The sequence below is a fragment of the Actinomadura sp. NPDC000929 genome (genome assembly GCF_040492065.1).
GTDB lineage: Bacteria > Actinomycetota > Actinomycetes > Streptosporangiales > Streptosporangiaceae > Spirillospora > Spirillospora verrucosospora.
Genome location: NZ_JBEUPA010000186.1, coordinates 1 through 14,164, shown reverse-complemented (window position 1 = coordinate 14,164; position 14,164 = coordinate 1). Strand labels below are relative to the sequence as shown.

At 72.4% G+C, this 14,164-nt stretch carries 14 protein-coding genes and 1 pseudogene; 11 read left to right on the top strand and 4 right to left on the bottom strand.

The genetic code is table 11. The features are described from left to right. Positions 1-91 precede the first annotated feature (91 nt). A complete protein-coding gene (locus ABWI04_RS37885) occupies positions 92-520 on the bottom strand; it encodes a metallopeptidase family protein (RefSeq protein ID WP_345177726.1) in 429 nt (142 codons plus the stop codon). Positions 521-692: 172 nt separating this feature from the next. Between ABWI04_RS37885 and ABWI04_RS37880 the strand changes: the two genes are divergently transcribed. The 7 genes from ABWI04_RS37880 to ABWI04_RS37850 all read left to right on the top strand — a co-directional run bounded on the left by ABWI04_RS37880 (position 693) and on the right by ABWI04_RS37850 (position 7,534). Continuing rightward, positions 693-1,073, top strand: a complete 381-nt coding sequence (locus ABWI04_RS37880) for a DUF3499 domain-containing protein (RefSeq protein WP_179846169.1) — start codon at positions 693-695, stop codon at positions 1,071-1,073. A gap of 134 nt (positions 1,074-1,207) precedes the next feature. Continuing rightward, positions 1,208-2,563 carry a phosphomannomutase/phosphoglucomutase gene (locus ABWI04_RS37875; protein WP_345177728.1) on the top strand — a complete coding sequence of 452 codons (1,356 nt, stop codon included), beginning with the start codon at positions 1,208-1,210 and terminating at the stop codon, positions 2,561-2,563. Between the two features lie 42 nt (positions 2,564-2,605). Beyond that, on the top strand, positions 2,606-2,788 hold the full coding sequence (locus ABWI04_RS37870; protein ID WP_089315918.1) for a Trm112 family protein: 183 nt from the start codon (positions 2,606-2,608) through the stop codon (positions 2,786-2,788). Beyond that, positions 2,785-3,924 carry an SIS domain-containing protein gene (locus ABWI04_RS37865; RefSeq protein WP_353835382.1) on the top strand — a complete coding sequence of 380 codons (1,140 nt, stop codon included), beginning with the start codon at positions 2,785-2,787 and terminating at the stop codon, positions 3,922-3,924. The genes ABWI04_RS37870 and ABWI04_RS37865 overlap by 4 nt, the downstream gene beginning before the upstream one ends. Further along, positions 3,925-4,884: a cation diffusion facilitator family transporter gene (locus tag ABWI04_RS37860; RefSeq protein ID WP_345177734.1), complete on the top strand. Its 960-nt coding sequence runs from the start codon at positions 3,925-3,927 to the stop codon at positions 4,882-4,884. A gap of 394 nt (positions 4,885-5,278) precedes the next feature. Next, the gene (locus ABWI04_RS37855; protein WP_345177736.1) at positions 5,279-6,829 is read left to right on the top strand and encodes a sensor histidine kinase; all 1,551 of its coding nucleotides are present in this window, start codon (positions 5,279-5,281) and stop codon (positions 6,827-6,829) included. A 33-nt stretch (positions 6,830-6,862) separates the two neighbouring features. Next, a complete protein-coding gene (locus ABWI04_RS37850; protein ID WP_353835381.1) occupies positions 6,863-7,534 on the top strand; it encodes a response regulator in 672 nt (223 codons plus the stop codon). Between the two features lie 7 nt (positions 7,535-7,541). Here the strand turns inward: ABWI04_RS37850 and ABWI04_RS37845 are convergent, their stop codons facing one another. Further along, the gene (locus tag ABWI04_RS37845) at positions 7,542-7,898 is read right to left on the bottom strand and encodes a MerR family transcriptional regulator (protein WP_353835380.1); all 357 of its coding nucleotides are present in this window, start codon (positions 7,896-7,898) and stop codon (positions 7,542-7,544) included. 158 nt (positions 7,899-8,056) lie between these two features. Between ABWI04_RS37845 and ahcY (ABWI04_RS37840) the strand changes: the two genes are divergently transcribed. From ahcY (ABWI04_RS37840) to ABWI04_RS37825, 4 genes are all read left to right on the top strand, one after another. Continuing rightward, positions 8,057-9,487: an adenosylhomocysteinase gene (gene ahcY, locus ABWI04_RS37840; RefSeq protein WP_345177742.1), complete on the top strand. Its 1,431-nt coding sequence runs from the start codon at positions 8,057-8,059 to the stop codon at positions 9,485-9,487. Between the two features lie 62 nt (positions 9,488-9,549). Then, on the top strand, positions 9,550-10,806 hold the full coding sequence (gene ahcY, locus ABWI04_RS37835) for an adenosylhomocysteinase (RefSeq protein WP_345177745.1): 1,257 nt from the start codon (positions 9,550-9,552) through the stop codon (positions 10,804-10,806). A gap of 3 nt (positions 10,807-10,809) precedes the next feature. Next, positions 10,810-11,385: a hypothetical protein gene (locus tag ABWI04_RS37830; RefSeq protein WP_353835379.1), complete on the top strand. Its 576-nt coding sequence runs from the start codon at positions 10,810-10,812 to the stop codon at positions 11,383-11,385. Positions 11,386-11,443: 58 nt separating this feature from the next. Beyond that, positions 11,444-12,418 carry an LppU/SCO3897 family protein gene (locus tag ABWI04_RS37825; RefSeq protein WP_353835378.1) on the top strand — a complete coding sequence of 325 codons (975 nt, stop codon included), beginning with the start codon at positions 11,444-11,446 and terminating at the stop codon, positions 12,416-12,418. Here the strand turns inward: ABWI04_RS37825 and ABWI04_RS37820 are convergent. After that, positions 12,415-13,824, bottom strand: a complete 1,410-nt coding sequence (locus ABWI04_RS37820; RefSeq protein WP_353835377.1) for a cellulase family glycosylhydrolase — start codon at positions 13,822-13,824, stop codon at positions 12,415-12,417. The genes ABWI04_RS37825 and ABWI04_RS37820 overlap by 4 nt on opposite strands. A 63-nt stretch (positions 13,825-13,887) precedes the next feature. Continuing rightward, positions 13,888-14,164: pseudogene (locus tag ABWI04_RS37815) on the bottom strand (RDD family protein); the annotation flags it as partial.

The following is a 14,164-nucleotide window of genomic DNA, read 5'->3' as shown; positions in this document are numbered from 1 at the left end:
TGGGTTCTTCTTGGTCGATGAACCATCTACCGGAGACCTCACTGCGTCCGGCTCACAACACGCCGATGCTCACCCCACTTCGAAACACGCCCTAGTCGTCGGGGGTGTCGTAGCTCGGGTCGACGGACTCGGGGGAGAGGCCGAGCAGGTCGGCGACCTCCTCGACGAGCAGGTCGCGGATCATCTGGGAGAGCTCGGCGTCGCCGGCGGCGCGGGCCTCGACGGGGCGCCGGTAGACGACGATGCGCACCGGCCGGTCGCCGTCGCCGGGAAGGGTCTGGCCGAGTGGGACGGGCCCGTCGAACAGCGGGTCGACTCCCGGGACGTCCTCGACCGCGAACTCGACCCGGGCCAGCTCGCGACCCCAGCGCGCGCCCAGCCGCCGGACCTCGTCGTCGACGAGGTCGGCGAACCGTTCCGCGCGGGTACGTGAGATCGGCGCCTGCGAGGGCGTCAGAGGGCCACGGAGGCCACGACCGTGCCGATCGCGGCGCCGTACGCCTGCCACACGGGAACGCACGCCCCAAGAGTACCTCCGCCGGCGCGGCGACCCTCACGCACGCCCCGTCCGGCACGGTCCGTGCAGGGAGTCATCACGGAATGTAGTTGTTACCAAGGAAATCGCCCGGTAACGGCGACACGTGCGCCGGGGTGGTGGCGGAGCCGGGTGGGGGGAGGTACGGTCAGCCATCGTGAGCCCCGTCCGCACTTGCTCCCGCACCGCCTGCAAGGCGCCCGCAGTGTTCACGCTCACGTACGTCTACCGCGACTCCACCGCGGTCCTGGGGCCGCTCGCAACGTACGCCGAGCCGCACTGCTACGACCTGTGCGCCGAGCATTCCGAACGGCTCACCGCCCCCATGGGGTGGGAGCTGGTGCGGCTCCCCGTCGAGGAGGAGTCCGAGCCCAGCGCCGACGACCTGGAGGCCCTCGCCGACGCGGTCCGCGAGGCCGCCAAGCCCGCGCCCGGGTCCGGCCACGAGCCGGTCGGCCAGGGCACCGAGGTCGGCCGCCGAGGCCACCTGCGCGTCCTGCGCTCCGAACCCGCCGGGACGCAGCCCGGCCAGGAGTGACCGCGGGCTCCCGCCCGTCCCGATCCTTCCGCCCCGGTCCCCGGTCCGACGCCGCGGCGGGTCGCGCCCGCCCTTCCCGGTAGGCTCGTGAGCCTGCCGTTTTCCGCGCACGGTTCTTCGGACAGGGAGCAGGAGTGGGCGACCTCGCCAAGATCTTCAAGGCGTACGACATCCGCGGCGTGGTGCCGGACGAGCTCGACCCCGCGACCGCCGAGGCGGCCGGCGCGGCGTTCGTCCGCGTCACCGGGGCCCGCGCGATCGTCACCGCCCACGACATGCGGGAGTCGTCGGTGCCGCTGGCCGAGGCCTTCGCGCGCGGCGCCACGTCCCAGGGCGCGGACGTCGTCGAGGCCGGGCTCGGCTCCACGGACATGCTCTACTACGCCAGCGGCAGCCTCGACCTGCCGGGCGCCATGTTCACCGCCAGCCACAACCCGGCCAGGTACAACGGGCTGAAGCTGTGCCGCGCCGGAGCGCGGCCGGTCGGCCGCGACACCGGCCTCGGCGAGATCCGCCAGATGATCGAGAACGGGGTCCCCGCCTTCGACGGCGAGCCGGGCGCCGTGACGCGGCGCGACATCCTCAAGGGCTACGCCGACCACCTCAAGACGCTGGTCGACCTGTCGTCCATCCGCCCGCTCAAGGTCGTCGTGGACGCGGGCAACGGCATGGGCGGCCACACTGTCCCGTCGGTGTTCGAGGGCCTGCCGATCGACCTGGTCCCGCTGTACTTCGAGCTGGACGGCACCTTCCCCAACCACGAGGCCAACCCGATCGAGCCCGAGAACCTGCGCGACCTGCAGGCCAAGGTCCGCGAGACCGGCGCCGACATCGGCCTCGCCTTCGACGGCGACGCCGACCGATGCTTCGTGGTGGACGAGCGAGGCGAGATCGTCTCCCCGTCCGCGATCACCGCCCTGGTGGCGACGAGGGAGCTGGCCAAGCACCCGGGCTCCTCGATCGTGCACAACCTGATCACCTCCCGGGCCGTCCCGGAGATCATCGCCGAGCACGGCGGGACGCCCGTCCGGACGCGGGTCGGGCACTCGTTCATCAAGCAGACGATGGCCGAGACCGGCGCGGTGTTCGGCGGCGAGCACTCGGCGCACTTCTACTTCCGCGACTTCTGGTTCGCCGACTCCGGCATGCTGGCGGCGATGCACGTCCTCGCCGCCCTCGGGCAGCAGGACGGGCCGCTGTCGGAGCTGCTCCGCGAGTACACCCGCTACGTCGCGTCCGGTGAGATCAACAGCGAGGTCGACGACCAGGCCGCGGCCGCCGCGAAGGTCAAGGACGCCTTCGCCGGGCGGCCCGGCGTCGAGGTCGACGAGCTCGACGGGCTGACCGTCCGCGACGACGCCGCCGGATGGTGGTTCAACCTGCGGCCGTCCAACACCGAACCGCTGCTGCGCCTGAACGCCGAGGCCGGCGACGAGGACACCATGGCGGCGATCCGCGACGAGGTCCTGGCCCTGGTCAGAGAGAAGTGACCGGTCAGGGAAAAGTGACTGCAAGGGAGAAGTGACGCTGCCATGACGATGAAGCTGGACTCCTGGCTCCTGGAGATCCTGGCCTGCCCCAACTGCGGCGGCGACCTGCGCGCCGACGAGGAGGCCGACGAGCTCGTGTGCACCGGCTCCTGCGGCTACGCCTACCCGGTGCGCGACGACATCCCCGTCCTCCTGGTGGACGAGGCCCGGACCCCCGCCCCGTGAGCGCCTCCCTCGACCCCTCGCGGCTGGAGAGCGCGGAGGCGGCCGAGGCGGCGGATCCCGGCGGCATGCTCCGGCAGGTCGCCTCGTCGGCGGCCCAGGTGCGGGAGGCGCGGCGGGCCGCGGAGGAGGCCGGCGTCGCCGGGCTGGGCGAGGACGGCCGGCCCCGCGCGGTCGTGGTCGTCGGCACCGGCTCCGGCGCGGTCCCGGGCGACGTGCTCGCGGCGGTGTGCGGCACGGGCTGCGCCGTCCCGATCTCGACGGTGCGCGGCCCCCGGCTGCCCGGCTGGGTGGGCGCCGCCGACCTGGTCGTCGCGGTCTCGTCCTCGGGAACCGACGAGGAGACCCTGGAGGTCGCCGCGGAGGCCGCCCGGCGCGGCTGCCGCCTGCTGGCCGTCGGCGGGGAGGACTCGCCGCTGGCGGACCTGGCCGGCAGGAGCCGCGGCGTCTTCGTCCCCGTCCGGTCCGCCGGGCGGCCGCGCTCCACGCTGTGGGGCCTGACGGTCCCCCTGCTCCTGGCGGCGCGGGCGCTGCGGCTGGCCGACGTCCCCGACGCGGTGCTGGAGTCCACGGCGTCGCTGCTGGAGGACGTCGCGCACCGGTGCCGCCCGTCCAGCGAGCCGTTCGTCAACCCCGCCAAGCGCCTCGCGCTCGACCTGGCGGGCGACGTGCCGCTCGTGTGGGGCGCGTCCGAGCCGTCCGTCGCGGCGGCGTACCGGATGTGCTGCCAGCTCAACGAGAACGCCAAGTACCCGGCGATCTTCGGGGAGCTCCCGGAGGCCGGCCGGAACCAGGTCGCGGTGTTCGACGGCTTCTTCGCGCGGGCCGGCTCCCCGGCCGACACTGACGACTTCTTCCGCGACCGGCTGGACGAACCGGAGCACGGCCTGCACCTGGTCTCCCTGCGGGACGCGGGGGAGCACCCGCGGGCGCGCGGGCGGGCCGAGGCGGCCGCCGCGCTGGCCCGCGACAGGGGCGTGGCGGTCACCGAGATGCGGGCGGAGGGCGACCATCCGCTGGAGAGGATCGCGTCGCTGATCGCGCTGGCCGACTATGTCACGGTTTACTTGGCTATCGCGCTCGGCGTGGACCCCGCGTCCGAGCCTGCCGTTCAAGAGCTCAGAGCGAGGATTGCGTAGATGAGTGCTGAGGGTGGAACGAAGGCCATCGTCGCCGCGTTGGCCGCCAACCTCGGGATCGCGGCGTCGAAGGCCGTCGCGTTCGCGTTCACGGGTTCGTCGTCGATGCTGGCCGAGTCGATCCACTCGGTGGCCGACTCCGGGAACCAGGGGCTGCTGCTGCTCGGCCGCAAGCGGTCCGAACGCGACCGGACCCCCCAGCACCCCTTCGGGTACGGGCGCGAACGCTACTTCTACGCGTTCGTGGTCGCGGTCGTCCTGTTCACCGTCGGCTCCGCCTTCTCGCTCTACGAGGGCTACCACAAGATCTCCCACCCGGAGGAGGTCAAGTCCCCGATCTGGGCGTTCGCGGTGCTGATCATCGCGATCGTGCTGGAGTCGTTCTCGTTCCGCACGGCGATCAAGGAGTCGAACGAGGTCCGCGGCGAGCAGTCCTGGTGGGCGTTCATCCGCCGCGCCAAGGCCCCCGAGCTGCCGGTGGTGCTGCTGGAGGACCTCGCCGCCCTCGTCGGCCTGATCCTCGCCCTGCTCGGCGTCTCCATGGCCGTGGCCACCGGCGACGGCGTCTGGGACGGCGTCGGCACCGTGGCGATCGGGCTGCTGCTCGGCGCGGTCGCGACGATCCTGGCGATCGAGACCAAGAGCCTGCTGATCGGCGAGGGCGTCGACCCGCAGACCGAGCGGCGGATCATCGAGGCGCTGGAGTCGGTGGACGAGGTCGACCACCTCATCCACATCAGGACCGAGTACATGGGCCCGGACGAGCTGCTCATCGCCGCGAAGATCGCCGTCAACCACGACGACACGGCGGCCGACGTGGCCCGCGGGATCGACGCGGCGGAGGCGAGGGTCCGGGCGCAGATCCCGGAGGCGAAGCTCATCTACCTGGAGCCGGCGCTGGACGAGCCGTCCCGCGCGCACGCGGCGGAGGCTCAGCCGGAGACGCCCGCGTCGTCCTGATCTCGACGCTCCGCGCGGCCCGCTCCACGGGCCGCGCCGGGCACGGGACTCCTCGCCGGGCGGCCGCCGCAGGCGCCGGCCGAACCCCAGCCCAGGCGAGACCGGCGAGTGCCTCCGAGGAGGCGAGCCGCGTCCGTCCGGCGAGGTGCTTTCCCATGCCTCCCCGCCCGGACCCCTGAAACCGGGCGGTTCTGGTGTGACCGCGGCGGCCCCGCCGAACCCCCTACGTCGGCGACGCCACCGTCGCGGTCACGGTTAAGACACTACGTTCGCGGCACTCCTCCGCACGTCCCCCTCAAGGAGGGAACGCGGCTGGTACTCCAGGCGGACTCCCGCGATCGGCATACACCCGCACGGTGAGGCCGTGGCCCGCCTCAGCGGTCAGTATTGAGGGGTGACCACCGATGACAAGGCCCGGACCGGACCCGACCCCGCGGGGTTCGGCCCAGCCGTCGCGCACCACGCGTGGCGGCTGTCCGGCCGCATCGTTGCGGGGGTCGGGCAACTGCTGCTGTGGATCCTCACCGGCGTCGGCACGCTCCTGCGGCCGCTCGCGGTCAGGCTCGGCGCCCGGCTGAACGGCGGCGCGGGGGGCGGTCCCGGCGCCGCGCCCGGGCACACGGCGCCGCTGCCCCGCTGGATCAACACGTGGCGGGAGGTCGTGTCGGCCTGGTACTTCGCGCCGCTGACCGGCCTCGCGCTGACGATCGCGGCGCTGGCGGAGCTGGCGCCGCGCGTCGACTCCCCGCTCAGCCTGGCGGGCGGGTTCGCGGTCGCGGCGACGTTCCCGCTGGTGTGGCGCCGGGAGAACCTGCGCGCCGTCGCCGCGGTCGTGCTCAGCGCGGTCGCCGCGAGCCTGCTCACCGGGCAGATCCTGCTGGTCACGACCAGCTTCGCGGCCCTCTACACGCTGTACGCGCTGGGACGGCGGCTGCCCCGCCAGTCCACCGGCGTCCTCGCGGTCGGCAGCGTCGCCGCCCTCGGGGTCGTCTACCTCGCGACCGGCACGCTCGACGACATCCCCTGGCCGGCGCCGATCGTCGCGGTCCTCGCCGCCATCGGGCTCGGGGACGCGCGGCGCGTCGTGGAGTCCGCGGGCCGGACGGAGGCCGAGGCCGCCGAGCGCACCAACGAGACCCTCACCCGGCTCACCGCCGTCCAGCGGGAGCAGGCCGTCATGCGGGAGCGCGCCCGCATCGCCCGGGAGCTGCACGACGTCGTCGCGCACTCCGTCTCCATGATCGCTGTGCAGGCGGAGACGGCCCCGTACACGATGGACAGCCTCTCGCCCGAGGCCCGCGCCGGCTACACCGAGATCGCCAAGACGGCCCGGGAGGCGCTGGTGGAGATGCGGCGGCTGCTCAGCGTGCTGCGCGCCGACGCCACCCCCGAACCGGAGGCGGCGAACTCCCCGCAGCCGCGCCTCGACCGGCTCCCCGACCTGATCGACCAGCACCGCGGCGCCGGCGGCCACGTCGACCTCAACGTGCACGGCGACCCGCGCGCCCTGTCCACCACGGTGGAGCTGTCGGCGTACCGGATCGTCCAGGAGGCGCTGACCAACGCGCGGCGGCACGCGCCCGGCGCCGGCGTCCGCGTCGACCTGACGTTCCTGCCCGACCGGCTCGCGGTCCGCGTCCAGGACAGCGGCGCCTCCGCGGCCACCCAGGTCCTGAACCCCCGCGATCCCGGCCCCCGTACAGGTGAGGCGGGCCCCGCGGGCCCGGCCCCGGCGGACCCCGGGCGCACCCGTCTGGAGACGTCCGGATCAGGTGGCGGACACGGCCTCGTAGGGATGCGGGAACGTGCGACCATGCTGGGCGGGCGGTTCTCCGCCGGCCCGGCCACGCAGGGCGGGTTCCTGGTGGAGGCCGAGCTTCCGGTGACGAGTGAGGGGAATTCCATCCGTGGACACGGTTCGCAGGCGCCGCCCGGCCGCCCCTGACCCTGTCGTCCCCCCGCCCCAGGGACGGCCGCTGTGATCAACGTGATGATCGTCGACGACCAGACGATCGTGCGGGCCGGGTTCGCCGCCCTGCTCGCCGCCCAGGACGACATCACCGTGATCGGCGAGGCCGGCGACGGCCGCGAGGCCGTCGCGCTCGCCGAGCGCCGCCGCCCGGACGTCGTCGTGATGGACATCCGGATGCCCGGCATGGACGGCATCGAGGCCACCCGCCGCATCCTCGCGCTGCCCGGCTCGGAGGACGTCCGGGTCCTGGTGCTCACCACGTTCGACGTGGACGAGTACGTCTACGACGCGCTCGCCGTCGGCGCCAGCGGCTTCCTGCTGAAGGACGCGACCGCGGACGAGCTGGTCTCGGCGGTCCGCGTGGTGGCGCGCGGCGACTCCCTGCTGGCCCCGCAGGTCACGGGACGGCTCATCCGCGAGTTCACCAAGCAGCGGCGCAACCGCCCGCAGGCGCCGTCGGAGCTGTCGACGCTGACCGCCCGCGAGAGCGAGGTGCTCGTCCTGATCGCGGGCGGGCTCTCCAACGGCGAGATCGCGCAGCGCCTCTTCGTCAGCGAGCACACGGTGAAGACGCACGTGGCGCGCGTCTTCACCAAACTCGGCCTCCGCGACCGCGCCCAGGCGGTCATGCTCGCCTACGAATCCGGCGTCGTCGTCCCCGGGGAAAGCGCAAGCTGAGACGCCCTCAGGGGCGTCGGCGGAGGAGGCGGAGGGCCTTTTCCTTTTCGAAGTCCAGGGCTCGGGTGGGCGGGGCGGAGAGGCGGCCTATGCGTTCGCCCAGTTCGCGGACGTGGGCCTGGACCTGGGGTTCGGCCAGGACTCTGAGGCCGAAGGCCAGTTCGGCGGGGCCGATGTCGTAGCGCTTCTCCAGGGCCAGCGCCAGCGCGACCGCGCGCAGTTCGGCGTCCCCGAAGCGGCGGTGGCCGCCCCCGGACCTGGTGAGGGCGGTCTCGCGGGTGACGGGCAGCAGGCCGAGGGCCTCGCGGTAGCGGAGCATCCGGGGCGAGGTGCCGAGCCGCCGGGCGGCCTCCGTGATACGCATGGGCCAATTCTGACAAATCAGTGTCAGGAAGTCGCCCTCGACCGTGCCTTCGGGCGGTCGCCGCCCGTAGACTCGCCCCCGTTGACGCGGCCGTGCACTCGCCCGTCACGACCTCGCGTACCCGACGGCGCGCACATGACCAAGGGAGCAACGAAAGCATGGACTACAAGGTCGCCGACCTGTCGCTGGCCGACTTCGGGCGCCGGGAGATCCGGCTCGCCGAGCACGAGATGCCGGGCCTGATGGCGGTGCGCGAGGAGTACTCCGCCGCCAAGCCGCTGCGCGGCGCCAAGATCATGGGCTCGCTGCACATGACGATCCAGACGGCCGTGCTGATCGAGACGCTGGTCGAGCTCGGCGCCGACGTCCGCTGGGTGTCCTGCAACATCTTCTCCACGCAGGACCACGCCGCCGCCGCGGTCGTCGTCGGCAAGGAGGGCACCGTCGACGCCCCCAAGGGCGTCCCGGTGTTCGCGTGGAAGGGCGAGACGCTCGAAGAGTACTGGTGGTGCACCGACCAGGCCCTGCAGTGGCCGGACGGCACCGGCCCCAACATGATCCTCGACGACGGCGGCGACGCGACGCTCCTCGTCCACAAGGGCGCCGAGTACGAGAAGGCGGGCGCCGTGCCGGCCGCCACCGAGGACGACCCCGAGGAGTGGGGCATCATCCTCGACACCCTCCGCCGCACGATCGCCGAGAAGCCCGGCCGCTGGACCGAGGCCGCCGCCGCGATCAAGGGCGTCACCGAGGAGACCACCACCGGCGTCCACCGCCTCTACGAGATGGCGAAGGCCGGCACCCTCGCGTTCCCGGCGATCAACGTCAACGACTCGGTCACCAAGTCGAAGTTCGACAACAAGTACGGCTGCCGCCACTCGGTCATCGACGGCCTCAACCGCGCCACCGACGTGCTGATCGGCGGCAAGGTCGCCGTCGTCTGCGGCTACGGCGACGTGGGCAAGGGCTGCGCCGACGCGCTGCGCGGCCAGGGCGCCCGCGTCATCGTCACCGAGATCGACCCCATCTGCGCGCTGCAGGCCGCGATGGACGGGTTCCAGGTCACCACCCTGGACGACGTGGTCGACATCGCCGACATCTTCGTCACCACCACCGGCAACTTCAACATCATCACGGCCGAGCACATGGGCCGGATGAAGCACCAGGCGATCGTGTCCAACATCGGGCACTTCGACAACGAGATCGACATGGCCGGGCTCGCCAAGACCCCGGGCATCGAGAAGATCGAGATCAAGCCGCAGGTGCACGAGTGGCGCTTCGCCGACGGCCACTCCATCATCGTCCTCGCCGAGGGCCGCCTGATGAACCTCGGCTGCGCCACCGGCCACCCGTCCTTCGTGATGTCCAACTCCTTCACGAACCAGGTCATCGCGCAGATCGAGCTCTTCACCAAGACCGACGAGTACCCGATCGGCGTCTACGTCCTGCCCAAGCACCTGGACGAGAAGGTCGCCCGCCTCCACCTCGACGCCCTCGGCGTCAAGCTCACCGAGCTCACCAAGGAGCAGGCCGCCTACATCGGCGTCCACGTCGAAGGCCCCTACAAGCCAGACCACTACCGTTACTGAGTTCACTGCTTGTAGCTGCCGGGCGGGGGATCCCGTCCGGCAGTTACTTCTAGAGGGTGTTGATGAGCGATATTGCGGATCGGTCGTTGGCGTTTGAGGGCGTCAAGCGGATCGAGTGGGCGGATCGGAGCATGCCGGTACTGCGGCAGATCCGGGAGCGGTTCGCCGCCGAGCGGCCGCTGGACGGGGTGAAGGTCGCGGCGTGCATGCACATCACGACCGAGACCGCCGGGCTCATCCGCACCCTCCAGGCGGGCGGTGCGAGCGTGGCGCTGGCGGCGTCCAATCCGCTGTCGACGCAGGACGACACCGCCGCGGCCCTCGTGGAGGAGTACGGGGCCGAGGTGTTCGCGCGCGCGGGCACCGACCGCGAGGGGTACTACGCGCACATCCACCAGGCACTGGAGACCGAACCCGACTTCGTCCTGGACGACGGGTGCGACCTGGTCAACACCCTGCACACCGACCGGACGGATCTGCTCGGCACCGTGAAGGCGGGGTGCGAGCAGACGACGACGGGCGTCATCCGGCTGCACCAGATGGCCCGCGAGGGCGCGTTGAGGTTCCCCGTCGTGGCGGTGAACGACACCGACACCAAGCACATGTTCGACAACCGGTACGGGACGGGCCAGTCGACGCTCGACGGGATCGTGCGCGCGACCAACACGCTGCTGGCCGGCAAGACCGTGGTCGTCGCGGGCTTCGGCTACTGCGGCCGCGGCCTCGCCGAGCGGGCGCGGGGCCTCGGGGCGCGCGTCGTCGTCACCGAGATCGATCCGGTGAAGGCGTTGGACGCGACCATGCAGGGGTTCGCCGTCCGGCCGATGGCCGAGGCGGCCGTGGAGGGCGACGTCTTCATCACGGTCACCGGGAACCGCGACGTCGTGAACGCCGGCCACCTCGCCGTGATGAAGGACGGGGCCATCCTCGCGAACTCCGGGCACTTCGACGTCGAGATCGACGTGCGGGCCCTCAGCGACATGGCCGTGGAGGTGCACCGCGGGGTCCGGCCGCAGACGGACGAGTACGTGCTGGCCGACGGGCGGCGCCTGGTGCTGCTCGCGGAGGGCCGTCTGGTCAATCTGGCCGCCGCGGAGGGGCATCCGGCGGCCGTGATGGACATGTCGTTCGCCGACCAGGCCCTCACGTGCGCGTGGCTCGCCACGTCCCACGCGTCGCTGTCCCCGGCCGTCCACGACGTGCCGAAGGAGATCGACACGGAGGTCGCGCGGCTCAAGCTGGCCTCGATGTCGGTCTCCATCGACCTGCTGACCCCGGACCAGGAGGACTACCTGCACTCCTGGCGCATCGGGTCGTGACCCGTGCCCGCCGGGACGTACCTGCACCTCGACGGGGGGCTTGAGGAGCGCTTCCAGTGCGCGCCCGGGCCCGTCGGGTGGCGCTACGCCTCCACGCGCTCCGACGGCGTCCGCGTGGACCTCGTCGTGGACGCGCGCTGGCGCCAGATTCGCGTCGAGGTCGTCACGCCCGGCTGGTGGGTGCGCGGCGGCGTGACCGGCCGCGGGCTGGCCTGGGTGCGCGCGGCCGGTGAGACGGGCGCCGAGCACAGCGAGCGGGCGTCGGGATTCCTTCACGAGTCGCCGGGTTTCCTGGTCGCGGTCGCCCGTTCCCTGGAGTTGGACGAGGGCGCGCAGGCCGACGTCCGCCTCGTCCGGTTGAGCGGGGCGTCGCTTTCGGCGCTGACGGCCCCGTGGCGCTGGCGGCTGGTCGGGACGTCCTCTTACGAGACGGAGACCGAGCCGCTGCCCGTGTCGGAGTACGAGGTCACCGATCTGTCCACGGGCGAGGTCGAAGCGGTGCACCTTGCCGGGGACGTCGTGCTGGCCGCGCCCGGGATCGAGCTCACCGCCCTGGAATCCCCGCCTAACCTGCCCTGACCTGGCGTGCGGTATCTTCTCGTACTCGTCCGACAAGATCAGGTATGGGGGTTGTGGCGTGTACGGGCAGGTTCCGGAGGGGCAGGGGCCGGCGCAAGGGCAGGGGCCGGGCCGGCCGCCGATGCCGGGCCCGCCGATGAGCGGCCCGTTCCCGCCCGCGGGGCCGCCGGGGCCGCCGCCGGCGAAGCGCCCCTCGCCGATCGTGTGGGCGGCCGTGGCGGTCGCCGGCGTGGTCGTGCTGGCGGGCGTGGCCTTCCTGGCGCTCCACGGGACGGGCGCGCCGACCGGCCCGGTGAAGGCCGAGCAGTGCGTGGACACCGGGTTCGGACTGGACGACGGCAAGAGGATCCCGCCGAGCCTCCGGGTGAGCTGCGACGACGCCAAGGCGAAGGCCAAGGTGCTGAAGGTCGTCGGCAAGAAGGAGGCGTCGGCCTTCCAGTTCGGCTCGCGTGCCGAGCCCGACTGCCCGAGCGGCACGGACGGCTTCACGAACGTCCGCGAGAAGAAGGAAGAGAAGACCTACTACGAGGCATGCGTGCGCAACCTCAAGGGCTCGCATCCCGGCGACCCGGGCGCGGGCGGGGCGTTCCTCGCGGCGGGCGACTGCGTGAGCAGCGGCTCCATCGGCTTCGGCAAGGAGCAGCCCTGCTCCAAGCCGGACTGGTACGGCAAGGTGATCGCGCGCGTCGGCGCGGAGAGCGCGTGCCCGGCGAAGACGCTGGAGACGATGAAGCTGCGGTCCTTCGGCGGCGGGAACGCGGCCGACCCGGTGCTGTGCCTGGGCGCGGGCGGCGGCGTGCTGTCCCCGGGCGACTGCATCAAGGACCCCTCGTTCACCATCGGTGACCTGGACAAGGCCCAGTGCGAGTCCAGCGACGCCATAGCGAAGGTCGTCGGCAGGGTGGCCACGACGAAGGAGTGCCCGGCCGAGGCCACCAGCTACATGACCAGCGAGGGCGCCTTCCGGCCGGTGCTGTGCCTGAAGAAGCTACGCCCGACGCTGACCGAGAAGCTGCGCTCGCTCCCGGGCTAGGGCCTCACCGTGACGGTGTGGGACGGCGTGCCGGGGGCGGCCCACACCGACAGGACGTGGCGCGTCGCGTCCCAGGAGGTCCGCCACGTCCCGTCCGGGTCGGACGAGGTGACCTTCGGGGCGGACGGGAACCAGATCTCCGTGGGGCCCGACACGCCGGTCTTGTTCCGCCACGTCACGGTGAGCGTGCCCGATGCGTGGGCGACGTTCGTGAGGGTGCCGGCGACCGCGCGCGGGTAGGGCCGGGCGAGCAGCTTCGCGAAGAGGGTCGGCTTGCCTTCGCCGTCGGTGATTCCAGACGAGCCGGGGTCGTTCGACCAGTACGCCCAGCCGATGCCGAGTTCGTCGGCCATCGAGAGCCAGTCGCCGGTGAAGTCGGCGGCGCCTGAAGCGTCTTGGCCCATGCCGCCGACCTCGCCCAGCCACATCGGCGTGTTCATGCGCCGTGCGGCGGCGGGCATGTTCCGCTTCCAGAGCGTGAACTGCGCCTGGACGAGCATCTTCGCCACGCCGTCGTAGGAGCCGCCCAGGTCGACGCCACCCGGATAGAAGTGCGGCGCCAGAACGATCCGGGGGTCGCCGGGGCGCGGGTCCCGGACAGTGCCCAGGGAGGTTTCCGCGCCTTCGTTCGGGCCGAGCGCCTGCGGCTCGACGAACACCCAGTTGTCGCCGTCCACCCTGCGGATCGCATTGACGATGCCCTGGTAGAAGGGCGTCAGGATCGGGCCCTCGAAGAAGCCGAACTGGCGCGTCCCGCCGAAGGGCTCGTTCATCAGGTCGTAGCCCAGGACGGCCGGGACACGTGAGAAGCGTCGCGCGACGTGCTGCCACATCGCGGTGTAGCGCCGCACCAGTTCCGGGTGCTTGCCGGTGTTGTTCCAGAAGTTGTCGTAGGCGCGAAGGATGCCGGGCTGGAGATACGTCAGCACCCATGGGTCCTGCGGCGTGCAGGGCAGCCCGTCGGTGAAGGTGGCCCAGGCGGGGGCGCCGTTACCGGAGCCCGCGCAAGCGGACGGCCCGTAGATGTCCTGGTGCATGTCGAGGACGACGTGCATGCCCTGGTCGCCGTACCAGGCGACACGTTCGGCGACGTCGTCCAGGTACGCGTCGTCGTAGCGACCGGGTTCCGGCTCCACGTTCTTCCACTGGACCAGGTACCGGACGGAGTTCGTGCCAAGCTCGCGAGCCTCCCGGACGACGTCCTCCCGCTTCACCCACGGCAGCCCGCCCGGCCCCTTGGCGCTGCCCGCGGTGTTGAGGCCGTGCAGGAGGAGCGTCCTGCCCCGGTCGTCGGTGATGGCGGGAAGCGGCGCCGTCTCCGCGCGCGCGGGCGCCGCGGCCAGCGCCGGCGGGGTCAGGGTGAGCGCCGCGAGGGCGACCCGGCCGAGGGCAGTACGGACGCGCATGCCGCCTCCTGAACCTGAAATTTCTTCGGATTCTAGGAGCCGGAGCCGCTATTGACAATCTTGTCAGTAGCCCGGATGTGGGCCCTGCGGCGGCGGCCCGCCGGGCCCCGCCGGATACGGCGCGGGCGGCCGGGGCGCGTTCAGCACGTTCTGGTACGGCCCGGCGCCGTAGTCGTTCGGCGGGAGGAACCGCGGCTGCCCCGGCTGGGGGGCGCTGAACGGCGGCGGCGCGGGAGGCCCCTGCCGCGGCGGGCCGTACGGCGCGGGCCCCGCCATCGCCATCGCCGGAACGGGCGCGGGCGCGGGCGCGGTGCCCCACGCGGGAAGCCCGAGCCGGCGC

Excerpts from the sequence above, each read along its gene's own strand:
- ABWI04_RS37860 (WP_345177734.1), top strand. The coding sequence starts at position 3,925 with ATGAGTGCTGAGGGTGGAACGAAGGCCATCGTCGCCGCGTTGGCCGCC.
- ABWI04_RS37845 (WP_353835380.1), bottom strand. The coding sequence starts at position 7,898 with ATGCGTATCACGGAGGCCGCCCGGCGGCTCGGCACCTCGCCCCGGATG.
- ABWI04_RS37820 (WP_353835377.1), bottom strand. The coding sequence starts at position 13,824 with ATGCGCGTCCGTACTGCCCTCGGCCGGGTCGCCCTCGCGGCGCTCACC.
- ahcY (WP_345177745.1), top strand. The coding sequence starts at position 9,550 with ATGAGCGATATTGCGGATCGGTCGTTGGCGTTTGAGGGCGTCAAGCGG.
- ABWI04_RS37870 (WP_089315918.1), top strand. The coding sequence starts at position 2,606 with ATGACGATGAAGCTGGACTCCTGGCTCCTGGAGATCCTGGCCTGCCCC.
- ahcY (WP_345177742.1), top strand. The coding sequence starts at position 8,057 with ATGGACTACAAGGTCGCCGACCTGTCGCTGGCCGACTTCGGGCGCCGG.